This window comes from Nostoc sp. LPT, from assembly GCF_017115165.1.
Taxonomy (GTDB): Bacteria; Cyanobacteriota; Cyanobacteriia; order Cyanobacteriales; family Nostocaceae; genus Nostoc.
The window spans coordinates 15,926-40,498 of the sequence record NZ_JABXKF010000001.1; the positions used below are offsets into that span (position 1 = coordinate 15,926).

Below are 24,573 nucleotides of genomic sequence, written 5' to 3' on the forward strand. Positions count from 1 at the left end.
CTACTTGCTCCTAAGTTACTACTTACTCCTAACTTTTTACCATGACTAATCCAAAATTGAACAGGGTTCTCATTGGTGTAGGTGGCGGTATCGCCGCCTACAAAATCTGCGAACTAGTTTCGACGCTGTTTAAAACCGGGGTGCAAGTCCGAGTCATCCTCACCCGTTCGGCGCAAGAATTTATCACGCCTCTGACTTTAGCCACTCTATCTCGTCATCCCGCCTATACAGATGATGATTTTTGGCAACCAACTCACTCTCGTCCGTTGCATATTGAGTTGGGTGAATGGGCAGATGTCATGGTAATTGCCCCTTTGACAGCTAATACATTAGCAAAGTTAGCCTACGGAATGGCGGATAATTTACTCACAAATACCGTGCTGGCTTCTACTTGTCCCGTGCTGTTAGCACCGGCAATGAATACTGATATGTGGGAACAGCGATCGGTGCAACGGAATTGGCAACAGTTATTGACAGATAGCCGATATCATGGAATGAATACAGCATCAGGGTTATTAGCGTGCGATCGCATCGGTGCTGGTAGATTAGCAGAACCTCCAGAAATTTTGGCTCACATCCAATCGTTGTTACACACTCAAGGCAAACGAGATTTAGTAGGTAAACGAGTCTTAATTAGCGCTGGGGGAACGCGAGAGTATCTTGACCCAGTGAGGTTTATTGGTAATCCTTCCACAGGTAAAATGGGATTGGCGCTATCTCAAGCAGCATTTCACCGAGGTGCAAGTGTCACCCTAGTACATGGCCCGGCTAATTGGGATGTGCCATTGGGAGTACAAGCAATTCCCGTTGTTAGTGCCGACGAAATGCAACACGTCATGGTGGAATGTTTACCCAACGCTGATGTAATTGTGATGTCAGCAGCCGTGGCAGATGTGAAACCACGAGATTATAGTACAGAGAAATTGCCCAAGCGATCGCTCCCCCAAGCTTTACCTTTAGAACCCGTACCAGATATAGTCGCCCAATTAGCACAACAGAAACAACCACATCAAATATTAATTGGTTTTGCAGCACAAACTGGAGATATTGTCAAACCTGCATTAGAAAAGTTACACAGTAAAAAACTCGATGCTATTGTTGCCAATCCCATCGATCGAGCTGATAGTGGTTTTGGTAGCGATAATAATCAAGCGATATTTTTAGATAGCCAAAGAAATCAATTGGAAATTGCACCTTGTTCTAAATTAGAAATGGCACATCAATTATTTGATTTTGTGATTACGGAATTTTAGATTTTAAATTTTGGATTGAAATAAAATAGGGATGATTTTTGTGGGGTGGGCATCCAGAGCGCCCAAAAATACAAGGGATAGGCCGAAAAGCCCATCCTAAAAAACTAGCAAAACATCCTACTTTCTTTGCAATGAGCGATTCTTCACTCGCGGCTAGTCAGAATAAGTTGGTAACAAACAAAACCATAGCTAGTAACAGAGCGAACGCAGAACGGATCGCGTACTGAAAGATTGTTTTTTTTTCCTGATAATCTGAAACAAAAGTATCATTAAATACTGATATTAGAATATCAATATATTTCCACAGTCCGAAACTGATGAAACAACTAGCAACCGAATCATCACCCACCTGGCGTTTCATCCCAACGCTTCAGACATCAGGCGCAGTGCAAATGGCGATCGATGCTTGGTTGTTCAACCAATGTGAAAACGGACAACATCCGCCTACCTTGCGTTTTTATACTTGGTATCCCTATGCTCTTTCCTTGGGATATCTGCAAAAACAATGGCCTGTCGAGTGGCATAATCTGATTTACCAGGGACAGCCACTCGATCTAGTTCGTCGTCCAACGGGAGGTAGAGCTGTTCTGCACCAAGGGAACTTAACCTACGCTCTAATCACCTCAGCTAGTACTGAAAAAAGCTGGGGTACTTATGAAAAAATCTGTAACTTTTTGATCCAAGGCTGGCAAACCTTGGGTATTGAGTTAAATTATGGTTCTGCTGGACGGGGTTATATTCACAATCCTAGTTGCTTCAACACAGCAACAGCAGCTGACTTAGTTACTGCCGATGGAAGTAAATTTATTGGTAGCGCCCAACGTAAGGGAAGAAATACGATTCTTCAACACGGCTCGATGATTTTGTCTACAGACAAAGGTTTATTTCAGGAAATCTTTGAACAATCGGCTCCGTGGAATACCTCACTTTGCAACACACACCAAGAGGACGGATGGATTGCAAAGATTGTGGATACATTGACAGAAACGGCAAAACAGTACTTTGGCATAGAACTAGTTACCCAACCATTCACCAATCTCGAATGGCAAGATATCCTCAAATTGCGATCGCTTTATCAAGTGCGTTAGCGTAGCTCACCGTAGTTATCGCCTATTCCAAAACTTTAGTACTTTAGTTCCCAATTCTTTTGCCAAATGCTTGCTTAACCATTGTGCTGTCCAGCGTTCAAATAAATAGCCAACAAGGCGCGGACTATGGCTTACCAATTCTTTGAAGCGATCGCTCCATTTGTGAGTCTGTCTCTGTTTGTGCGATCGTAATCTAGTAGCGTGCAGTCTCTTGAAAACACCACAGAGTCTTGGATATTGTACGCGGATGCTGACTATGAGGGTTTTGCTCAAACCTATAGACCTGATAAGGTTTTGATATTTATCACACCTAGAAAGTATGTAACCCACCTTTGGCATTAGTTTTGTAAAGTAATTTTACAAAAACTAATGCCTTGCGTAAAACACAGACATAACTCTCTGAGTAATAGCTAGCAACTCAAAATAATAAATTTTGTGGAAGTATGGTTTCTAGCAATAGGATTTTAGAACAACGCAATTTTCTTGAAGTCACACTGCCGCATATCTGGGATCATGATCTAAGCGATGTCTACGATGAGCAACTCTTGGAGACGCTACGTGTAGCTTGCTTCCCCGTAGGGGTACCCTTACGCCAGCAGAGTTTCTTAGCTTTACAGAGAACCAATAGAGCGTTAGAGTCAAAAGTGCAAGAGCTTTTAGCTGAATTAACCACTGCTAAAGAGCAATTTTGTCGTGAGAAAGCTTCCGATCGGCAGACACAGACAGAATTAGAAAAGTCCCTTTCTTTGCTTCAGGCAACTTTAGATTCCACAGAAGAATTATTGGAAGCGATCGCTCCTCGACTGGAAAAACACGTTGGCTCAAAGCAGTGGATATCAGAACCACAACGGCTCTTTCCTACTTGCCCTCAATTAAAAAAAGTTTTTGATTATATCGAAGCTAATTATCATCAATCGATTGGTTTAAGCAAAGTAGCTGTTGCAGTTGGTTATTCTGCAGCTTATCTAACCAATCTAGTGCGACGCAAAACGGGAAAAACAGTAAATGATTGGATTTTTGAACGCCGGATGCTAGCTGCGCGTGCTTTGCTTCTGGAAACCGACCAACCAGTTAATCAGATTGCTTGTACAATCGGCTATCAATATGAAGGATATTTCTTTCGTCAATTTCGCCAGTTTCATGGGACTACACCTCAAGTTTGGCGTAAGACTCAGCGTTCTAATGTTAGTGTCAATCAATAGCAACATAATTAATAGTTTTAACAACAAAATGTGCATTGTCACTCAAATTTTTATTTCCTACACTACTAAATATAGGAATGCAACTTGATTGTTCAAAGCAGACTAAGACTAAGAGCTTTATCCGACAATGCTCATATCTTGGAAAGCTTTCATTAATCAAACCTGATTCCTATTAATACAGCTTACTTTTCAAACAAAGTAGCTTGTAAAAGGTCGATATTAAGATGCTTTAGCCATCTGATTGGCAAATATAGCAGTCCTAAATCATTTGTGAAATATTTTTGGAGTTAGCTGTCATTAGTCATTTGTCCTAAGTAAATTGCAAATGATTTAGGACAAATGACTCTTGACGACCATAACAGAAATTTTCACAATCTCATTTAAAATTGCTATAATTCCCCATCAACATCAATCTGAAATGAAGGAAAGTGGCAATGTTAAACACCAAAGAACATTTTAATCAACTTGATGCAATTGCAGTAACAGAACTTGACAATGAGACTGCTGCTGCTATTCAAGGTGGTTGGGCATTGGAAGTCTACAGAGACATCAATCTTAAAGATCGCATAGGCAGTTTCAACGTTGGCACTCGTCAGGTGAAGGAAAACGACCAGATTAGCTCGGTTAAAATTAACGAAGGTGAATGGGCATTTTTGCAGAACGCTGATTACTTGGGTAAGATCCTGATTCTTAAACCGGGAATCCACAACCTTACTGACTTTCCCTTGGACTCTAATACATCTTAAAATGACCAAGTCTCATCTCTCACGAGAATCCCTGACGAACCTATTAAGTCACCATTTTGAACGCTCCGGTTCCAGTTGGGGTGATCTCACAAAGTAACTGGAAGTTGGATATCTTAGTTTCCAGTCTTTCTATAGGATAACTCGGGGCTAAACACTTACTTTTAAGCTCTTAACTGGTAGGGGCGAGATATGTTTCGCCCCTATTTTTTGTTTGCTTGTAATAGAAAAATTTACACTCTGTCCGAATAGCAAACCATTTATAGGTACAGGTCTTGAAGATGCGATACCAAATTGTACTTCAACACAGTGAAGAAGACTGCGGTGCTGCAAGTCTAGCCACTGTTGCCAAACACTACGGGCGCAACCTTACCATTAGTCGAATGCGGGAAGCAGTTGGTACAGGATCGCGGGGAACTAGTCTGCTAGGGTTAAACCGGGGTGCAGAAACTCTAGGATTTAATACGCGTCAAGTTAAAGCCTCAGAGCAACTGCTTGACCAATTGCATAAAGCCCCTCTACCCGCCATCATTCACTGGAAAGGCTACCACTGGGTAGTTCTATACGGGCAAAAGGGGAAAAAATATGTAATTGCTGACCCAGGTGTAGGCATCCGCTATCTCACCCGCGAGGAGTTGCTTGAAGGGTGGGGCAATGGCATCATGCTGCTGCTAACGCCAGACGACAGCCGCTTTTATCAGCAATCAGATGATAAAATTGGCGGCTTTGGGCGTTATCTGATGCGGGTTTTACCTTATCGCGCTATTCTGATTCAAGCGATCGCAATCAACATTGTCATCGGGCTGCTCTCCCTTGTCTCTCCCTTAATGATGCAATTGCTCACCGACGACGTGTTAGTACGGGGAGATACCCAACTGTTAACCGTGGTGGCAATTGGAGCGATCGCTATGAATCTATTTAGCAGTGCGATCGGTTTGGTACAATCTCACCTAATTGGTCACTTTGGTCAACGCTTGCAATTAGGACTGATTCTAGAATACGGACGACAACTGTTGCGCTTGCCCCTCTCGTACTTTGAAGGACGACGCAGTGGGGAAGTAGTCAGCCGGATTGCCGATGTGAATCATATCAATAAGCTAGTTTCCCAAATTGTCCTCGGTTTACCCAGCCAATTTTTTATTGCCTTGGTTTCTTTGGGCTTCATGCTCTTTTACAGTTGGGCATTGACTTTGGCATCCCTGGCTGCCTTTATGATTGTCACCCTCGTCAACCTGCTTTTTCTCCCAGCTCTGCGCCAAAAAACCCGCAACGCGATCGTCTTGGGTACAGAAAACCAAGGCTTTCTCGTTGAAACTTTTCGCGGTGTGCAGGTGCTAAAAACTACTCAAGCCACTCCCCAAGCTTGGCAAGAGTATCAGGCAAATTATGGTCGGCTTGCTAACTTGGGCTGGAGTACGATGAAGCTGGGGCTTTACAGTGGCACAATCACTAATATTTTTTCTACTTGCACGAATATTGCCTTACTGTGGTTAGGCTCCTATTTAGTAATTAATCGCACCTTAAGCATCGGTCAGTTGCTGGCGTTTAGTGGAATGAGTGGCAACTTTCTGGGCTTTTTGGGTTCAGTCATTGGCTTAGTTGATGAGTTTATCACTGCCCAGATTGTCATCCAACGCCTGACGGAGGTGATTGATGCTACCCCAGAAGACAACAAAGACGAGAAAAAGCCTTGGGCAGAACTGAAGGGCAATATAGGTATTACTTGCACTAACCTTAATTTCCACCACGCAGGTAGAGTTGACTTGCTGCAAGATTTCTCGCTGATTATCCCTGGCGGTCAAGTCATTGGCTTGATTGGTAAATCCGGTTGTGGTAAAAGCACCCTCGCCAAACTGCTTGCAGGTTTGTATTTCCTCCAATCTGGCAATATCCGCTATGGCATCTATAATCAGCAAGACCTCTCAATGGAATGTCTGCGGCAACAGGTGGTGCTAGTACCTCAAGAACCTCACTTCTGGAGTCGCTCAATTATTGAAAACTTCCGCTTCAGCTATCCTCAAATAGGCTTTGAACAAATTGTGCAAGCTTGCGAGATTGCTGGTGCAGATGAGTTTATTAGTAAACTGCCCGATAAATATCAAACTGTTTTAGGCGAATTTGGCGCGAATCTTTCTGGTGGACAACGACAGAGATTAGCGATCGCTAGAGCTATAGTTACTGACCCGCCGATATTAATTTTAGATGAATCCACTGGCGCTCTCGACCCAGTAAGTGAGGCCAAACTGCTAGATAGACTCCTGTCTCATCGGCAGGGCAAAACCACAATTATGATTAGCCATCGCCCCAAAGTGATTGGGCGGGCTGATTGGATTGTACTGCTGGAAGAAGGGCGTTTAAAAATCCAAGGCACTCCAGAGGCTCTACGCCATCAAGCTGGTGAACACTTAGACTTCTTAGACAGTGTTGACCCATTCACAAAAGGTTTAGTAGCTAAATCCTCCAATCACTCTAACGGCAAATTCAGCGCAATCAGCAAATAAAATCATCTATGACCGAAGAACACTCATGATACAAGCCCCTAAATTTATTTATGGGTATTAATTTTAAATTTTGAATTTTGAATTCGGAGCGAAGCGACGTGACTTACGCATTGACAAAAAATATCATCCATGCATTCTAAGTAAGAACTCATTGTTGAACATTCAACAGAGGTTAAAGAATGAATACAAAATTTTCAAAGCTGTCTTTTACGATAGCTGTCTCGACTGCAATGATAGCTAGCGCTTCTCTAGCGTCGCCTACCGTTGTGTCGTTCAGCGATGCAACTGCTACATCTACTAGTGGTTCGTTTGTTGCGGACAACGCTATTGACAAAAATAAGAATACCCACTGGGAGGCTGACACCGATGGTGCTTCCATAACTGCGAGATTCGGTAGCTGCCAGCGCGTAGATGATCTGGTGCTTAACTGGTACGGCACGAACAAGTATACCTACAGCGTACAGCTTTCCAAGAACAATGGTGCAACCTGGACTACTGTGGTCAGTAAAACTTCTGGCAAGGGTAATAAAAACGCGCAAAACGTCACCGACCAAGCCGCCAACGCGATCAAGGTCGTGGGTGATACCGATTCTAGATTGCGTATCGACGAATTGAAGGTTAATTCGCTGGGTTCAACCAATGGCTGTACGAGCAGTGGTACTTCCAATACCTCAAATGGTGAGAATAGTGGTACTTCAAATCCCTCAACTGGTGAGGTCTCAGGTGGTAACGCTCAGTACCCGGCCGATGTGCTTGACTTAAGCAAGTGGAAGCTCACCTTGCCAATCAGCTTGAATTCCCCGCCCAACTCAAACAAGGCAACGGAAATTAAGCAGCCGCAACTCAAGACCTATACTAATTCAGAATATTTTCGTCTAAATGCTGCGAAGAATGGTGTGCTTTTGAAAGCGATCGCTGGGGGCGCACGTACCAGCACAAATACTGCTTACCCCCGTTCTGAACTGCGTGAAATGCAGGGTGATGGTACGGAGTCCGCTGCCTGGAGCTGTACGAATACCGATCATGGCATGTACCTGGAACAGACCCTGTTGCACACCACCACGAAGAAGCCGGAAGCCACCATCGGGCAGATCCATGACTCAAAAAACGATCTTGTGATGGTGAAGTACGTCGGCCCGTCCTTTGCGAACGGCTCGACGGACATTGGCAAGCTTGAGGCCCGCTTCAACAACGACAATATTACCAAGCTTCTCGACAGCACCTATAAGATCGGCGATCCGATGACTATCGACACTGCTGTTACATCCGGTGGCAATGTTACCGTCAACTATAAAAACCTGCGTTCAGGTGTAAGGAGTAGTACTGGTACAGTGAAGATGACGGGTATTATCGGTTCCTGCTACTTCAAGGCCGGTATGTATATTCAAGCTTGTTCAAAGACTGATATTTATAACAACACCAACACTGTGTGTGCGAACAAAAACTTATCTGCTAATAAATACGAGACTGACCCTTACGCTTACGCGGAAATAGAAGTACGCAAAATTACTCTACGCTAAGGGATTTCCAAGAAAGAAATTATCCAATCTTCTGGGGTGGGCATCTTGCCCACCCGTAGTCAAGGGCGGGCGAGACGCCCACGCCACAAGAAATAATTGTATATTTTTTTATTTGGAAGTCCCTAATTCGCAGAGGCTTTCAGCTTTTTTACCAGTATGTAAATTTATTAAAAAAGAGGCAGAGGGCAGTCAGATAAACTATTAAACCCGATGCTGGAATGTCTAGATTTTAGACTATAAATCTTCCATTATCTCACAACATTCTCTATCTAATTTGTCAATACGTAAGTTCAATCATCATGATTAGCCATTCCAACTCAGACTACTTGCCCCCCATTCAAGACAACGAGTTTCTCCCGCCACTTGGTCGTTGGACTACTTGGGGCGGACTAGTGCTTGTCTGTGCTGTGGGGTTAGGCGTTCCACTCGCCTCTATTACCAAATATAAAGTAACAGTTAAAGGACAAGCACTTGTCCGCCCTGCTAGGGAATTGCGGCTCGTTCAAGCTGCTACCGAAGGTCAGGTGACGCGGGTTTTTGTTGCAGAAAATCAAGTTGTCAAAAAAGGGGATGTGATTGCCACTATTGACAACTCGAAGCTGCAAACCAAAAAGAGCCAACTGCAAAGTAGCATTGGGCAAAGTCGTTTACAACTGTTTCAACTCAACGCCCAGATTAATGCGATTAATAGCCAGGTTTTAGCTGAAACTGAGCGCATCAACCGGGTTATTGCTGCTGCTGAATCTGAATTAAGCAGCAGCAGCCGGGACTATCAAGATAAACTTATTACTACCGCTACTGATGTCCAAGAAGCGGATGCCAATGTCAAAGCTGCGGATGCTGGTCTGAAAGCTGCCCAGTCAAAGCGAAATCGTTATGAAACTGTAGCCAAAGCCGGAGCCTTGTCTCAAGATCAATTTGAGGAAGCACAACTAGCTGTTCGCCAGCAAGAACAAGCTTTTCAGGCAGCTAAAGCCAAATTGCAAAATGTCCAAACTGCCCTCAATCCCAGTAATGCACAAGTAGCGATCGCTTATAATCGCATTGCCCAAGAAAAGGCTACAGGTCAAGCCAGCATTGCGACTTTAGATAAAGAACGTCTTGCCCTAATCCAGCAACGAATTGAAATCCAAAAACAGCTAGAGCGTGACACCCGCGAACTTCAACAAGTAAATATTGACCTCAGCCAAACTGTGATTACTGCCACAGCAGACGGGATCGTTTCTAAATTAAACCTGCGAAACTCTGGTCAAACAGTGCCTGCTGGAGAGGAGATTGCCCAAATTGTCCCCAGTGATGTTCCCTTAGAGATTAAAGCAGCGATCGCGCTTCAGGATAAAAATAAGTTGAAACAAGGCCAAAAGGTACAAATGCGGGTTTCTGCCTGTCCTTATCCAGATTATGGTACTCTCAAAGGCCAGGTTAAGACGATTTCCCCGGATGCGATTGCACCTCAAGGGAATGCTGCTAATGCCACCGCCACAACATCTGCCAACCAAAAGATGGCAGCCGCTGGTAGCTTTTATGGGGTAACAATTGAGCCAGAAAGCCTTTCTCTAGGTAGGGACAAACACCTGTGTGCGCTGCAATTGGGAATGGAAGGTACGGTTGATATTATTTCTAGAGAAGAGACTGTGATGCAATTCTTTTTGAGGAAGGCAAGGTTGATTGCAGACTTGTAAGTTATCGATGAATTAGGCTCTTGGAAAGAGTAGCGATTAGTTGTAATGTTTTATAGAGGCAACGCCCAATTTCAAAAAAAAGTGAGCAAAGGTGAGTGCGATCGCATTGTCGTAAGTACCTAAGGTTTACTCCTCCTCTATCTTGATTTGTGATGGACTGTATTACTCAAAGACTGTTTGTTTCTGAAGGCAAGTTTACCAGATGAGTACTAGCAGGAATTGGGGCTGGAAATGGATGCTAGATTGCATAGGGATGGGTGGGGCGATCGCGATCGCTTCCTCTCTCCATTGCGCTTTAGCCCAAATTACCCCCGATAGCACTCTCCCGAATAATTCCATCGTCACACCAAATGGCAGCACCCTCAATATCACAGGAGGAACCCAAGCTGGTGGTAACTTGTTCCACAGCTTCCAACAGTTTTCTGTTCTAAATGTTGGCACTGCTTTTTTTAACAATGCTCTGGATATTCAGAATATCAAATTAGCACAGACTTGTACCGCAGGTAGCGCTGTAGTTAAAAGCAGTTTTACTATAACTGGACGCGGCGGCTTACCGCCTAACCCAAGTGATGCCCTCAACACTGATGCAGTGCAGGTAGATTTGGTGACTCTCAACCCAGAAGTAGGTAAACCTTATACTACAGCTGTTTCCACAAATCCCACTAGCCCAACACCAACTCGCATAGTAGAAGCTACTGGTTGGGTAATTGCTGCTAATGGCGATGTAATTCTCACTAGCTCTGCACCCACTCTCACGCCTCATTCTTCCTGGCAAAAGACAGCCGATTGCCGTGCGTTAAATCAACAGCAGGGAGGTTAATATACTGATATCTTGCACTTAACGACTGGAAGTCGCGGCTAAGAGAACAAAGCCTGCCGACGCAGGCTTTAAAACCCTTGATTTAACCTTAGTCTGCGTCGGCATTCGTTTGTGTAGTTAAGCCAGTGCGTTAGGGAGCTAGCACGCTCAGACGGGTTTCCTGTCGCTCTTGTCTAACGTCCGGCTTTGCCGAAAGCCTTGCAACTGGCGTGCGACTTCCAGTCGTTCGGTATTTTTAGTAAAAACGCAGTGCGAGTGGGGGCAAAAACATGGCAAGAAGAAAATCTAGATTACGGAAAATCAAACGCTTTTTAAGTGTAGTGCTGCTTTTGTCTATCTTCTTAGGCGCTCTTTTTTTGCCCCCCACTTTCGCACATGTAACTGCGGAAAACTCTAGTGTTCAAAGCTTGCCTGATGCCAAAAACTTGCTGGAACAGGGCAGTAAATTTTATCAAGCTGAACGGTTTGCTGAAGCTGCTACTTCTTGGCAACAGGCTATCTCTGCATTACAAGGCAATGAGGATGAACAAAGGCTTGCGATCGCACTGGGTAATCTCTCATTAGCTTATCAGCAATTGGGACAGTGGTCACAGGCAGAAGGTGCGATCGCTCAAAGTCTCAACTTATTACAAACTGCTCAAAATATAGATACTAAAGAGCAAATTCTAGCCCAAGTTTTAGATATCAAAGGTCGCCTGCAATTAGCTCAAAGCAAAGCTGAAGATGCCCTGGATACTTGGCGAGTATCACTTGACATTTATGCCAAAATTGGTGATGAAAGGGCAGTTATTCAAAATCGGATTAATCAAGCGCAAGCTTTGCAAGCTTTAGGGTTTTATCGTCAAGCCGAGAAGACCTTAAGAGAAAGTACCCAGATTCTCCAAAGCCAACCCAACTCACCTGTTAAAGTCGCAGCCCTGCATAGTCTCGGTAATGTCGTGCAAGTCACAGGTGATTTAGAAACATCTCGGCAGATATTGCAGCAAAGTTTAGAAGTAGCTTCATCGTTGCAAGATAAAGAAGCGATCGCTGATATTCTCCTCAGTCTGGGTAATACAGCCCGTGTTCAACAAGACACGCAAACAGCTATAAAATATTATCAACAAACTATCAAAACTGCAACCTCACCTACTACACGCATCCAAGCTCAAGCTAATCAACTAAGACTGCTGCTGAAAACTGACCAATTGGCAGCTTTCCAAACATTGTCCTCCCAAATTAAAACTCAGCTTAACGACTTACCCATTAGTCGCACAGCAATCTCTGCCCGGATTAACTTTGCCCAAAGTCTAATGCAATTCCGAAAAAAAACCGCCGCAGACACTCCCTCATGGTTGGACATTGCCCAATTACTAGCAACTGCTATTGAGCAAGCAAAAAGTTTGCAAGATAAACGCACACAATCTTATGCTCTTGGTGTTTTAGGTCAAGTGTATGAACAAACTCAACAGTGGTCTGATGCCCAAAACCTCACCCAACAAGCCTTGCTCATCGCTCAAGCTATCGATGCTAAAGACATTGGCTATCAATGGCAATGGCAACTGGGACGTTTACTTAAAGCTAAGGGAGATATCAAAGGAGCAGTAGCAGCTTATACAGAAGCAGTTAATAACCTCCAAGCCCTCCGCAGTGATTTAGTTGCTGTCAATTCTGCGGTGAAATTTTCCTTTCGAGAAGAAGTTGAACCAGTTTATCGGCAGTTGGTTGATTTAATTTTGCAATCTCAGGGTAAATCCCAACTTAGCTCCGAAAATCTTGTAAAAGCCAGCAATACAATCGAATTACTCCAAATAGGAGAACTAGAAAACTTCTTTCGCAACAACTGTTTGAATGCTCAAATCCGTAATCCAAAAAAAGATCCAACGGCAGCAATTATTTATCCATTTATTTTGCCAGACCGACTAGAGGTGATCATCGAGTTGCCTCAACACCCTTGGTTGCACTACACTACCCCTATAGTTGAAACAGAATTAGAAACTACTTTAGCGCAACTACAGGAAAATCTACTTAAACCACACACGCTGCGACAGGTTCAGTCTTTATCCCAGAAGGTTTACAAATGGCTGATTCAACCTGCTGAAGCTGCCTTGGCTGAAAGCAAGATTCCTACCTTGGTGTTTGTGCTGGATGGTTGGTTGCGAAATATTCCGATGGCAGCTCTTTACGATGGCAACCAGTATTTAGTTGAGAAGTATAACATTGCACTCACCCCCAGTCTGCAACTGATTGAACCCAAATCATCAAAGAAGGAATTAAAAGCAATAGCCGCAGGATTGAGTGAAGCAAGTTCGGGATTTTCTGCACTACCTAACGTCAAACTTGAATTAGAACAAATCCGCTCTCAAGTCCCTAGCAGCATCCTTTTGAATCAAGAATTTACCAGCAAAACTTTGCAAAACCGGATTAATTCTCTATCTTTCCCGATTGTTCATCTTGCAACTCATGGTCAGTTTAGCTCCAAGGCTGAGGAGACATTTATTGTTGCTTGGGATGAGCGTATTTATGTCAAAAAGTTAAATGAGTTAGTGCGAACACTAGAGCAAAATAGACCCGAAGCAATTGAATTGCTCATTCTTAGTGCCTGTCAAACAGCTGCCGGGGACGAACAAGCTGCACTAGGAATTGCTGGTGTCGCTTTTCAGGCAGGAGCACGCAGTACCATCGCTTCTTTGTGGAACTTAGATGATGAGTCTACTGCTGTGTTGATGAGTAAATTTTACCAAGAGTTAGCCAACAAAAACCTGACTAAAGCTGAAGTACTTCGTCACGCCCAGCTCGCTCTTTTGCAAAATCCCAAATACAAACGTCCCATGTTTTGGGCCCCTTATGTTCTGCTAGGCAATTGGCTTTAAGCCACTCTCACCACTTGAAGTGGTGGGATTCAAGCTAAAAGTTGGAGTTAACTTTTTGTCCATTTAGTTATGCAGATGCGATCGCATCAACTGACAATGCCATTGTTTCGCCTGACAATTCGATTGTATTGGGTGACAATGCGATTGTATTGGGTGACAATGCGATTGTATTGGGTGACAATGCGATTGTTTCGGCTGACAATGCCATTGTTTTGACTGACAATGCGATTGTATTGGGTGACAATGCCATTGTTTCGATTGACAATGCCATTGCATCGACTGATGAATTATGGTGTATAAACTTATGTAAAGAAATTAGCAAGTTTTGCGTAAAACTAAGGCGATCGCAACTGAGAATTATCCAGAGGTGACTGCAACCACCGTAAACCCACATTAGTGGTGTGAGATAACCAGAAGTTTAGCAACTGCTGTTTGCTTAAAGGGGTGCAATGTTCAAGATAAATATTCGTTGGGGCTGGTTTATCGGAATTGCAATATCTAGTTCAAGCATTTTGAGTACAAATTGCGCTTTTGCCCAAATTATCCCCGATGGCACTTTGCCTAATAACTCTAGTGTCAAATTAGAGGGGAACAACAGCATCATTGAAGGAGGAACCCAAGCAGGTGGCAACTTGTTCCACAGCTTTCGGGAGTTTTCTGTTCCGACTAACGGCGCTGCTTTGTTTAATAATAAAGTGGATATTCAAAATATTATCAGTCGCGTAACGGGTGGTTCAGTCTCTAATATTGATGGGATAATTGGCACTAAGGGCACAGCTAATTTGTTTTTGATAAATCCTAATGGAATTGTATTTGGTCAGAATGCTCAATTAAATGTTGGTGGTTCCTTTGTGGCGACTAGTGCGAATGCACTGCAATTTGGAAATATCGGATTTTTTAGCGCTACTGCGAAAAATATCCCTTCACCGTTGTTGACTATTAATCCTTCAGCATTGCTGTTTAATCAGATTAATCAAAACGCAGTGATTCAAAATAATTCAGTTGCATTTGCAGGACAAGATCCAGCAGGCATAGATGCATTTGGTTTACGAGTACCAGATGGAAGAAGTTTACTGCTGGTGGGTGGTAATGTCAGCATGGATGGGGGAAAATTAAATGCTTATGGTGGACGAGTTGAGTTAGGAGGGTTGGGTGAACCTGGTACTGTAGCGTTGGGTGTAGATGGCGATAATCTCAGCTTGAGATTTCCTTCTAATGTTGCGCGAACAGATATATCCCTCACTAATAGTTCAGGTGTATTTGTAACTGGGGCTGGTGGAGGTAATATTGCAGTTAATGCTAAGAATCTAGAAATTTTAGGAGGAAGTATTTTAAGCGGTGGTATTGGGCCAGGTTTGGGGACACCTGAAACTGTTGCAGGAGATATTACACTTAATGCTACCGGGTCAATCAAAGTTGCAGGCACTGGGAGCATAGTTCGCAACCTTGTGTGCTTGGGGTCACAAGGTAATGGCGGCAATATTATTATCGATTCTGTTACTCAAGTCACTATTTCTGGTAGCAGTTCAAATATTAACAGTGGCTTATTCGTTAACTCCCAAAGTACGACGGGTACCGCTGGAGATATTATCGTCACCTCACCTAGAGTTACTCTAGACAACAGTGGCGTACTCAGCGCCCAATCTGCATCAGGTAACGGTGGCAACATCAACTTACAAACTGATTTACTGCTTCTGCGTCGTGGCGCTTCCATTTCCACCTCCGCAGGCACAGCAGAAGCTGGTGGTAATGGTGGCAACATCACCATCAATGCCCCGTCGGGCTTCATTGTTGCTGTCCCAAACGAAAATAGCGACATTACTGCCGATGCTTTTAGAGGCAACGGTGGGAGAGTAGATATTCAAGCCTTTGGTATCTATGGCATTCAACCCCGCTCTAACCCAACTTCTCTTTCGGATATCACCGCTAGTTCTGAATTTGGTGTCACGCCTGATGTAGACCCTAACATTGGATTGGTCAACCTGCCAACACTAGCAGCTGAAACTGAAGTAGCACAGACCTGTCAAGCTGGTGGAACTTTAGCTAAAAGCAGTTTTACAATCACTGGACGCGGCGGCTTACCACCTAACCCAGGTGATGCTCTTAACACTGATGCAGTGCAGGTAGATTTGGTGACTCTCAATCCAAATGGCAATCGCCCCAATCGCTCTTTTGTTCCCAGCAAAATAACTACCCCCGCACCAGAACCCATCATAGAAGCTACTGGTTTGGCGCTAAACGAAAAAGGGGAAGTCGTCCTGACAGCAAATCTTCCCACCACTACGCCCCATAGTCCTTGGTTGAAGCCTGCATCTTGCAGAGCAATTCGTAATTCGTAATTCGTAATTTCAGAAAGTCTGATTGCAATCTGGTTTTTTTCATGGATGTGCAATGCGATTGTATCGACTCACAATTCGATTGTATCGACTGACAATGCGATTGTATCGACTGACAATGCGATTGTATCGGCTGACAATGCGATTGTTTCGGCTGACAATGCGATTGTTTCGACTAACAATGCGATTGTTTCGACTAACAATGCTATTACATCGACTGACAATGCCATTGTTTCGACTAACAATGTGATCGCATCGACTGACAATGCCATTGTTTCGACTGACAATGCCATTGCATCGACTGACAATGCCATTGTATTGGGTGACAACGCCATTGCATCGATTGACAACGCCATTGCATCGACTAATGAATTATGGTGTATAAACTTATGTAAAGAAATTAGCAAGTTTTGCGTAAAACTAAGGCGATCGCAACTGAGAATTATCCAGAGGTGACTGCAACCACCGTAAACCCACATTAGTGGTGTGAGATAACCAGAAGTTTAGCAACTGCTGTTTGCTTAAAGGGGTGCAATGTTCAAGATAAATATTCGTTGGGGCTGGTTTATCGGAATTGCAATATCTAGTTCAAGCATTTTGAGTACAAATTGCGCTTTTGCCCAAATTATCCCCGATGGCACTTTGCCTAATAACTCTAGTGTCAAATTAGAGGGGAACAACAGCATCATTGAAGGAGGAACCCAAGCAGGTGGCAACTTGTTCCACAGCTTTCGGGAGTTTTCTGTTCCGACTAACGGCGCTGCTTTGTTTAATAATAAAGTGGATATTCAAAATATTATCAGTCGCGTAACGGGTGGATCAGTCTCTAAGATTGATGGGTTAATTGGCACTAAGGGCACAGCTAATTTATTTTTGATTAATCCCAATGGAATTATATTTGGTCAGAATGCTCAATTAAATGTTAATGGTTCCTTTGTGGCAAGTACAGCGAATGCACTGCAATTTGGAAATATCGGATTTTTTAGCGCTACTGCGAAAAATATCCCTTCACCGTTGTTAACTATTAATCCTTCAGCATTGCTGTTTAATCAGATTAATCAAAACGCAGCAATTCAAAATAACTCAGTTGCATTTGTAGGAAAAGATCCAACAGGCTTTTTTGATGCATTTGGTTTACGAGTACCAGATGGTAAGAGTTTACTGCTGGTAGGTGGGAATGTCAGCATGGATGGGGGAAAATTAAATGCTTATGGTGGACGAGTTGAATTAGGAGGGTTGGCGGAACCTGGTACTGTCTTGCTGGGTGTAAATGGCGATAATCTCAGCTTGAAATTTCCTGAGAATGTTGGGCGAACTTCGGTATCCCTTACTAATGGTTCTCGTATACTTGTAACTAAGGCTGGTGGCGGTAATATTGCAGTCAATGCTAAGAATCTAGAGATTTTGGGAGGAAGTATTTTAAGCGGCGGTATTGGGCAAGATTTGGGGACATCTGAAACTGTTGCAGGAGATATTACGCTTAATGCTACCGGGTCAATCAAAGTTGCAGGCATTGGGAGTAGTGTTCGCAATATTGTGGGTTTGAGGTCAAAAGGCAATGCGGGTAATATTACTATCGATTCTGGTTCCTTGTCATTACAAGATGGCGCTCGACTTACTGCTGAAACCCGTGGACGAGGGAATGCAGGGAATGTTACAGTGCGGGCACTTAATGCTGTTTCCCTTGCAAACGGTGATATCGACAGCACGGTGTCACCAGGAGGTGTAGGTAAGGGTGGCAATATCGATATCTTAGCTGCAACCCTCTCGCTAAAAGATGGCGCTCAACTGCAAACCTTTACTCGTAAAGCACCTGATACCCACCAGCTAGCAGGACAAGGGGATGCGGGGAATGTGAATGTGAATGTTACTGGCGCTGTTGATATTGGTGCTGGCAGTGGAATTCGCACTTTGGTGGAAACTGAGACAGTTGGCAATGCAGGTAATATTACTATCAATTCTGGTTCCTTGTCATTACAAGATGGCGCTCGACTTACTGCCGAAACCCGTGGACGAGGGAATGCAGGGAATGTTACAGTGCGGGCACTTGATGCTGTTTCCCTTGCAAACGGTGACATCGACAGCACGGTGTCACCAGGAGGTGTAGGTAAAGGTGGCAATATCGATATCTTAGCTGCAACCCTCTCGCTAAAAGATGGCGCTCAATTAGCAACCAGTACTCGTAAAGCATTTGGTACCCAGCCAGCAGGACAGGGGGATGCGGGGAATGTGAATATGAAAGTTACAGGTATTGTTGATATTGGTGCTGGCGGTGGGATTCGCACCTTGGTGGAAGCTGAGACAGTTGGCAATGCGGGTAATATTACTATCGATTCTGGTTCCTTGTCGTTACAAGATGGCGCTCGACTTACTGCTGAAACCCGTGGACGAGGGAATGCAGGAAATGTGACAGTGCAGGCACTTGATGCTGTTTCCCTTGCAAACGGTAACATCGACAGCACGGTGTCAGCTGGGGGTGTAGGTAAAGGTGGCAATATCGATATTAATGCTGCAACCCTCTCGCTAAAAGATGGCGCTCAATTAGCAACCAGTACTCGTGATGCATCTGATACCCAGTCTGATACCCAGCCAGCAGGACAGGGGGATGCGGGGAATGTGAATGTGAAAGTTACAGGTATTGTTGATATTGCTGGGGAGAAAAACGATTCTGCCAGTGGAATTCGCACTTTGGTGGAAGCTGGGACAGTTGGCAATGCGGGTAATATTACTATCGATTCTGGTTCCTTGTCGTTACAAGATGGCGCTCAACTTACTGCCTCAACCCGTGGACAGGGGGATGCAGGAAATGTGAATGTGAATGTTACAGGTATTGTTGATATTGCTGGGGAGAAAAACGATTTTGCCAGTGGGATTCGCACCTTGGTGGAAGCTGGGACTGGCAATGGGGGTAACATTACTATCGATTCTGGTTCCTTGTCATTACGCGATGGCGCTCTACTTACTGCCTCAACCCGTGGACAGGGGGATGCGGGGAATGTGAATGTGAATGTTACAGGTATTGTTGATATTGCTGGGGTGAAAAACAATTCTGCCAGTGGGATTCGCACCTCAGTGGAAACTGAAACAGTTGGCAATGGAGGTAACATTACTATCGATTCTGGTTCTTTCTCTCTAAGTGATGGCGCTCGACTTACTGCCTCAACCCGTGGACAAGGGGATGCGGGGAATGTGACAGTGCGGGCACTTGATGCTGTTTCCCTTGCAAACAGTAACATCGACAGCACAGTGTCAGCAGGAGGTATAGGTAAGGGTGGCAATATCGATATTAATGCTGCAACCCTCTCGCTAAAAGATGGCGCTCAACTGCAAACCTTTACTCGTAAAGCATCTGCAACAGCACCAGCAGGACAGGGCGATGCGGGGAATGTCAATGTTAAAGTTACTGGCGCTGTTGAGATTGCTGGGGAGAAAAACGGTTCTGCCAGTGAGATTCGTAGCTTGGTGGAAACGGGGACAGAAGGCAATGGAGGTAACATTACTATCGATTCTGGTTCTTTCTCTCTAAGTGATGGCGCTCGACTTACTGCTGAAACCCGTGGACAAGCAAATGCAGGTACAATTAAAGTGAATGCTGCTGATTTTTTCACTATTTCTAGCAATAATTCTGATTTTAACAGTGGCTTGTTCGTTAACTCCCAAAGTACCACGGGTACTAGTGGAGATATTATCGTCACCTCACCTAGAGTTACCTTAGACAATGGTGGCAGACTCAACGCCCAATCTGCATCGGGTAACGGTGGCAACATCAACTTACAAACTGATTTACTGCTTCTGCGTCGTGGCGCTTCCATTTCCACCTCCGCAGGCACAGCAGAAGCTGGTGGTAATGGTGGCAACATCACCATCAATGCCCCGTCGGGCTTCATTGTTGCTGTCCCAAACGAAAATAGCGACATTACTGCCGATGCTTTTAGAGGCAACGGTGGGAGAGTAGATATTCAAGCCTTTGGTATCTATGGCATTCAACCCCGCTCTAACCCAACTTCTCTTTCGGATATCAGGGCTAGTTCTGAGTTTGGTGTAAACGGCACTGTAGAACTTAACACACCTGATGTTGACCCCAGCAGTGGCTTAGTCAACTTGCCAACAATAGCCGCTGACACTGAAGTAGCACAGACTTGTGAAGCTGGTAGAAGTTTAGCTAAGAGCAGTTTTACAATCACTGGACGCGGCGGCTTACCACCTAATCCAGGTGAAGCTCTTAACACTGATGCAGTGCAGGTAGATTTGGTGACTCTCAATCCAAATGGCGATCGCCCCAATCGCTCCTTTGTTCCCAGCAAAATAACTACCCCCGCACCAGAACCGATCATAGAAGCTACTGGTTTGGCACTAAACGAAAAAGGGGAAGTCGTTCTGACAGCAAATCTTCCCACCACTACGCCTCATAGTCCTTGGTTGAAGCCTGCATCTTGTAGAGCAATTCATAATTCGTAATTCGTAATTCGTAATTTCAGATTCGTCAGATTGCAATCTGGTTTTTTTCATCGATCTGCAATGCGATTGTATCGACTGACAATGCGATTGTATCGGCTGACAATGCGATTGTATCGGCTGACAATGCCATTGTTATCGACTGATGAATTATGTTGTATAAATTTATGTAAAGAAATTAGCAAGTTTTGCGTAAAACTAAGGCGATCGCAACTGAGAATTATCCAGAGGTGACTGCAACCACCGTAAACCCACATTAGTGGTGTGAGATAACCAGAAGTTTAGCAACTGCTGTTTGCTTAAAGGGGTGCAATGTTCAAGATAAATATTCGTTGGGGCTGGTTTATCGGAATTGCAATATCTAGTTCAAGCATTTTGAGTACAAATTGCGCTTTTGCCCAAATTATCCCCGATGGCACTTTGCCTAATAACTCTAGTGTCAAATTAGAGGGGAACAACAGCATCATTGAAGGAGGAACCCAAGCAGGTGGCAACTTGTTCCACAGCTTTCGGGAGTTTTCTGTTCCGACTAACGGCGCTGCTTTGTTTAATAATAGAGTGGATATTCAAAATATTATCAGTCGGGTAACGGGTGGATCAGTATCTGAGATTGATGGCTTAATTTACGCTAATGGCACAGCTAATTTATTTTTGATAAATCCTAATGGAATTGTATTTGGTCAAAATGCTCAATTAAATATTGGTGGTTCCTTTGTTGCGACTAGTGCGAATGCACTGCAATTTGGAAATATCGGATTTTTTAGCGCTACTGCGAAAAATATCCCTTCACCGTTGTTGACTATTAATCCTTCAGCATTGCTGTTTAATCAGATTAATCAAAACGCAGCGATTCAAAATAACTCAATTGCACCCGCAGGAAAAGATCCAGCAGGCTTTGACGGATTTGGTTTACGAGTACCAAATGGTAAGAGTTTACTACTGGTAGGTGGGAATATCAACATGGATAAAGGAGGATTAAATGCTAATGGTGGACGAGTTGAGTTAGGAGGATTGAGCGAACCTGGGACTGTCTTGCTTGGTGTAGATGGCGATAATCTCAGCTTGAGATTTCCTGAGAATGTGACGCGAGTAGATATATCTTTTACTAATAGGGCTGGTGTTTTTGTAGAAGCTGCTGGTGGCGGTAATATTGCAGTCAATGCTAAGAATCTAGAGATATTGGGAGGAAGTATTTTAAGCGGTGGTATTGGGCAAGGTTTGGGGACACCTGAAACTGTCGCGGGAGATATTACGCTGAATGCTACCGAGGAAATCAAAGTTGCTGCTGGGAGCATAGTTTTTAATCTTGTGTATTTAGGATCACTTGGCAATGGGGGTAACATTACTATCGATTCTGGTTCTTTCTCATTACGCGATCGCGCTGAACTTGCTGCCTCAACTGCTGGACGAGGGAATGCCGGGAATGTGACAGTGAATGCAAAAGATGCTGTTTCTCTTGCAGATGCTAATATCTTCAGCACAGTGTCAGCAAGAGCTATAGGTAAAGGTGGCAATATCGACATCAATGCTGCAACACTATCACTAACTGGTGACGCTCAACTTCAAACCTCAACCTCTGGACAAGGGAATGCGGGGAATGTGACAGTGAGTGCAAAAGATACTATTTCTCTTGCAGGTAGTGACATCTTCAGCACGGTGTCAGCAGGGGGTGTAGGTAAAGGTGGCAATATCAACATCAATGCTGCTTCTTTATCACTTACTGATGGTGCTCAATTGCTAACTATTACTAGTGGTGCATTTAATACCCAACCAGCAGGACGGGGGGATGCGGGGAATGTTAATATTAATGTTACTGGGTCAGTTGATATTGCTGGGAGGAAAAAGGGTTTAGGTTTAGGCAGTGGGATTGGCAGCGCGGTGGAAACCGGGACAGTTGGCAATGGGGGTAACATTACTATCGATTCTGGTTCCTTGTCGTTACGAGACGGCGCTCAACTTACTGCCTCAACTGCTGGACAAGGCAATGCGGGGAATGTAACAGTGAGTGCAAAAAATGCTGTTGACCTTGCAGATGCTGCCATCCTCAGTACCGTAGAAGCAGGAGGTGTAGGTAAAGGTGGCAATATCAACATCAATGCTGCAACCCTCTCGCTAAAAGATGGCGCTCAACTGCTAACCCTAACTCGTGCTGCATTTGATACCCAACCACCAGGACAGGGGGATGGAGGGAATGTCAATATTAATGTTACTGGGTCAGTTGATATTGCTGGACAGAAAAATCGTTTTTTTAGTGGGATTAGCAGCCTGGTGAATACGGGGACAGTTGGCAATGGGGGTAACATTACTATCAATTCTGGTTCATTCTCATTACGCGATCGCGCTCAACTTACTGCCTCAACATTTGGACAAGGGAATGCGGGGAATGTGACAGTGAGTGCAAAAAATGCTGTTTCCTTCGCTGGTAATGCTTACATCTTCAGCACGGTGGAAGCAGAAGGTGTAGGTAAGGGAGGTAATATCGACATCAATGCTGCAAAAGTGTCACTAATTGATGGCGCTCTACTTTCTGCCTCAACATTTGGACAAGGGAATGCAGGGAATGTGACAGTGAGTGCAAAAGATACTATTGACCTTGCAGGTGCTGGCATCCTCAGCACGGTGGAGTCAGGGGGTGTAGGTAAAGGTGGCAATATTGACATCAATGCTACAACACTATCACTAATTGATGGCGCTCAACTGCTAACCTCTACTAATGAAGCATCTAATAGCCAGCCAGCAGGACGGGGCGATGCAGGGAATGTCAATGTTAATGTTGCTGGTGCTGTTAATATTGCTGGAGAGAAAAGTAGGATTTTCAGCTTTGTGGATACGGGGACAGTTGGCAATGGGGGTAACATTACTATCGATTCTGGTTCCTTCTCGTTACAAGATGGCGCTCAACTTGCTGCCTCAACATTTGGACAAGGGAATGCAGGCACAATTAAAGTGAATGCTGCTGATTTTTTCACCATTTCTAGCAAGAGTTCAAACATTAGCACTGGTTTGTTCGTAAACTCCCAAAGTACGACCGGTAGTGCTGAAGATATTCTCGTCACCTCACCCAAAGTTACCTTAGACAATGGTGGTAGACTCAACGCCCAATCTGCATCGGGTAACGGTGGCGACATCAACATACAAACTGATTTACTCCTTCTGCGTCGTGGCGCTTCCATTTCCACCTCCGCAGGCACAGCAGAAGCTGGTGGTAATGGTGGCAACATCACCATCAATGCCCCGTCGGGCTTCATTGTTGCTGTCCCAAACGAAAATAGCGACATTACTGCCGATGCTTTTAGAGGCAACGGTGGGAGAGTAGATATTCAAGCCTTTGGTATCTATGGCATTCAACCCCGCTCTAACCCAACTTCTCTTTCGGATATCACCGCTAGTTCTGAGTTTGGTGTAAACGGTACTGTAGAACTTAACACGCCGGATATTGACCCTAACAGTGGCTTAGTCAATTTGCCAACCGTACCAGTTGATACCGAAGTAGCACAGACTTGTCAAGCTGGTGGAAATTTAGCTAAAAGCAGTTTTACAATCACTGGACGCGGCGGCTTGCCCCCTAATCCAGGTGAAGCTCTTAACACTGATGCAGTGCAGGTAGATTTGGTGACTCTCAATCCAAATGGCGATCGCCCCAATCGCTCCTTTGTTCCCAGCAAAATAACTACCCCCGCACCAGAACCGATCATAGAAGCTACTGGTTTGGCACTAAACGAAAAAGGGGAAGTCGTTCTGACAGCAAATCTTCCCACCACTACGCCTCATAGTCCTTGGTTGAAGCCTGCATCTTGCAGAGCAATTCGTAATTTGTAATTCGTAATATCATGTCCGCCAAATCACCCATAATAAAAGAACCCCACCCCCAACCCCTCCCCGCTTTTTGGGAGGGGAGCTAAAGCGCAGCTTTTGCGGGGTCGAGTTCCGGTTATTATGGTTAATTACCCGGACATCATATAATTCGTAATTTCAGATTTGTCAGATTGCAATCTGGTTTTTTCATCGAGCTGCAATGCGATTGCATCGACTGACAATGCGATTGTTTTGGCTGACAATACGATTGTATCGACTAACAATGCGATTGTTTTGGCTGACAATACGATTGTATCGACTAACAA

General features: G+C 44.3%; 16 protein-coding genes. 13 read left to right on the plus strand and 3 right to left on the minus strand.

Features of this window, described 5'->3' with window-relative positions; genetic code table 11:
• The first annotated feature begins 41 nt into the window (after positions 1-41).
• Together coaBC and HWQ58_RS00080 are read left to right on the plus strand one after the other, a co-directional pair.
• Entirely contained in the window at positions 42-1,253 is a 1,212-nt protein-coding gene (gene coaBC / locus HWQ58_RS00075) for a bifunctional phosphopantothenoylcysteine decarboxylase/phosphopantothenate--cysteine ligase CoaBC (protein ID WP_292856375.1), read from the plus strand.
• A gap of 317 nt (positions 1,254-1,570) precedes the next feature.
• Positions 1,571-2,341, plus strand: coding sequence for a lipoate--protein ligase family protein (locus HWQ58_RS00080; RefSeq protein WP_292856377.1), 771 nt, complete (start codon positions 1,571-1,573; stop codon positions 2,339-2,341).
• A 15-nt stretch (positions 2,342-2,356) separates the two neighbouring features.
• Here HWQ58_RS00080 and HWQ58_RS00085 read toward each other — a convergent pair whose 3' ends face one another.
• Positions 2,357-2,614, minus strand: coding sequence for a hypothetical protein (locus HWQ58_RS00085; RefSeq protein WP_366837068.1), 258 nt, complete (start codon positions 2,612-2,614; stop codon positions 2,357-2,359).
• Between the two features lie 170 nt (positions 2,615-2,784).
• On the opposite strand from HWQ58_RS00085, the gene HWQ58_RS00090 reads away from it, so the two are divergent.
• The 9 genes from HWQ58_RS00090 to HWQ58_RS00130 all read left to right on the plus strand — a co-directional run bounded on the left by HWQ58_RS00090 (position 2,785) and on the right by HWQ58_RS00130 (position 16,000).
• Positions 2,785-3,543: an AraC family transcriptional regulator gene (locus tag HWQ58_RS00090; RefSeq protein WP_292856379.1), complete on the plus strand. Its 759-nt coding sequence runs from the start codon at positions 2,785-2,787 to the stop codon at positions 3,541-3,543.
• Positions 3,544-3,977: 434 nt separating this feature from the next.
• On the plus strand, positions 3,978-4,289 hold the full coding sequence (locus HWQ58_RS00095; RefSeq protein WP_292856381.1) for a beta/gamma crystallin-related protein: 312 nt from the start codon (positions 3,978-3,980) through the stop codon (positions 4,287-4,289).
• 278 nt (positions 4,290-4,567) lie between these two features.
• Positions 4,568-6,787, plus strand: coding sequence for a peptidase domain-containing ABC transporter (locus HWQ58_RS00100; protein WP_292856383.1), 2,220 nt, complete (start codon positions 4,568-4,570; stop codon positions 6,785-6,787).
• 179 nt (positions 6,788-6,966) lie between these two features.
• Positions 6,967-8,307: a polysaccharide lyase family 7 protein gene (locus tag HWQ58_RS00105; RefSeq protein ID WP_292856385.1), complete on the plus strand. Its 1,341-nt coding sequence runs from the start codon at positions 6,967-6,969 to the stop codon at positions 8,305-8,307.
• A 299-nt stretch (positions 8,308-8,606) separates the two neighbouring features.
• Positions 8,607-9,989, plus strand: coding sequence for an HlyD family efflux transporter periplasmic adaptor subunit (locus HWQ58_RS00110; RefSeq protein ID WP_292856387.1), 1,383 nt, complete (start codon positions 8,607-8,609; stop codon positions 9,987-9,989).
• A 235-nt stretch (positions 9,990-10,224) separates the two neighbouring features.
• A complete protein-coding gene (locus HWQ58_RS38265; RefSeq protein WP_366837072.1) occupies positions 10,225-10,809 on the plus strand; it encodes a hypothetical protein in 585 nt (194 codons plus the stop codon).
• 356 nt (positions 10,810-11,165) lie between these two features.
• Positions 11,166-13,661, plus strand: coding sequence for a CHAT domain-containing protein (locus HWQ58_RS00120; protein WP_292856389.1), 2,496 nt, complete (start codon positions 11,166-11,168; stop codon positions 13,659-13,661).
• Positions 13,662-13,702: 41 nt separating this feature from the next.
• On the plus strand, positions 13,703-14,032 hold the full coding sequence (locus HWQ58_RS00125) for a hypothetical protein (RefSeq protein WP_292856391.1): 330 nt from the start codon (positions 13,703-13,705) through the stop codon (positions 14,030-14,032).
• 141 nt (positions 14,033-14,173) lie between these two features.
• The gene (locus HWQ58_RS00130; RefSeq protein WP_292856393.1) at positions 14,174-16,000 is read left to right on the plus strand and encodes a filamentous hemagglutinin N-terminal domain-containing protein; all 1,827 of its coding nucleotides are present in this window, start codon (positions 14,174-14,176) and stop codon (positions 15,998-16,000) included.
• Between the two features lie 39 nt (positions 16,001-16,039).
• Here HWQ58_RS00130 and HWQ58_RS00135 read toward each other — a convergent pair whose 3' ends face one another.
• Positions 16,040-16,366 (minus strand): hypothetical protein, encoded by a 327-nt coding sequence (locus HWQ58_RS00135; protein ID WP_366837081.1) that lies wholly within the window; start codon positions 16,364-16,366, stop codon positions 16,040-16,042.
• A gap of 228 nt (positions 16,367-16,594) precedes the next feature.
• Here HWQ58_RS00135 and HWQ58_RS00140 point away from each other — a divergent pair, with 228 nt between their 5' ends.
• On the plus strand, positions 16,595-20,455 hold the full coding sequence (locus tag HWQ58_RS00140) for a filamentous hemagglutinin N-terminal domain-containing protein (RefSeq protein ID WP_292856396.1): 3,861 nt from the start codon (positions 16,595-16,597) through the stop codon (positions 20,453-20,455).
• 47 nt (positions 20,456-20,502) lie between these two features.
• Here the strand turns inward: HWQ58_RS00140 and HWQ58_RS00145 are convergent, their stop codons facing one another.
• Positions 20,503-20,709, minus strand: coding sequence for a hypothetical protein (locus HWQ58_RS00145; RefSeq protein WP_292856397.1), 207 nt, complete (start codon positions 20,707-20,709; stop codon positions 20,503-20,505).
• 118 nt (positions 20,710-20,827) lie between these two features.
• Between HWQ58_RS00145 and HWQ58_RS00150 the strand changes: the two genes are divergently transcribed.
• Positions 20,828-24,271: a filamentous hemagglutinin N-terminal domain-containing protein gene (locus HWQ58_RS00150; RefSeq protein ID WP_292856399.1), complete on the plus strand. Its 3,444-nt coding sequence runs from the start codon at positions 20,828-20,830 to the stop codon at positions 24,269-24,271.
• Positions 24,272-24,573: the final 302 nt, after the last annotated feature.

What these genes read in the sequence shown, in the direction of transcription:
- coaBC (WP_292856375.1), top strand. Translation starts at nt 42, where the DNA reads ATGACTAATCCAAAATTGAACAGGGTTCTCATTGGTGTAGGTGGCGGT.
- HWQ58_RS00080 (WP_292856377.1), top strand. Translation starts at nt 1,571, where the DNA reads ATGAAACAACTAGCAACCGAATCATCACCCACCTGGCGTTTCATCCCA.
- HWQ58_RS00090 (WP_292856379.1), top strand. Translation starts at nt 2,785, where the DNA reads ATGGTTTCTAGCAATAGGATTTTAGAACAACGCAATTTTCTTGAAGTC.
- HWQ58_RS00095 (WP_292856381.1), top strand. Translation starts at nt 3,978, where the DNA reads ATGTTAAACACCAAAGAACATTTTAATCAACTTGATGCAATTGCAGTA.
- HWQ58_RS00100 (WP_292856383.1), top strand. Translation starts at nt 4,568, where the DNA reads ATGCGATACCAAATTGTACTTCAACACAGTGAAGAAGACTGCGGTGCT.
- HWQ58_RS00105 (WP_292856385.1), top strand. Translation starts at nt 6,967, where the DNA reads ATGAATACAAAATTTTCAAAGCTGTCTTTTACGATAGCTGTCTCGACT.
- HWQ58_RS00110 (WP_292856387.1), top strand. Translation starts at nt 8,607, where the DNA reads ATGATTAGCCATTCCAACTCAGACTACTTGCCCCCCATTCAAGACAAC.
- HWQ58_RS38265 (WP_366837072.1), top strand. Translation starts at nt 10,225, where the DNA reads ATGCTAGATTGCATAGGGATGGGTGGGGCGATCGCGATCGCTTCCTCT.
- HWQ58_RS00145 (WP_292856397.1), bottom strand. Translation starts at nt 20,709, where the DNA reads ATGTGGGTTTACGGTGGTTGCAGTCACCTCTGGATAATTCTCAGTTGC.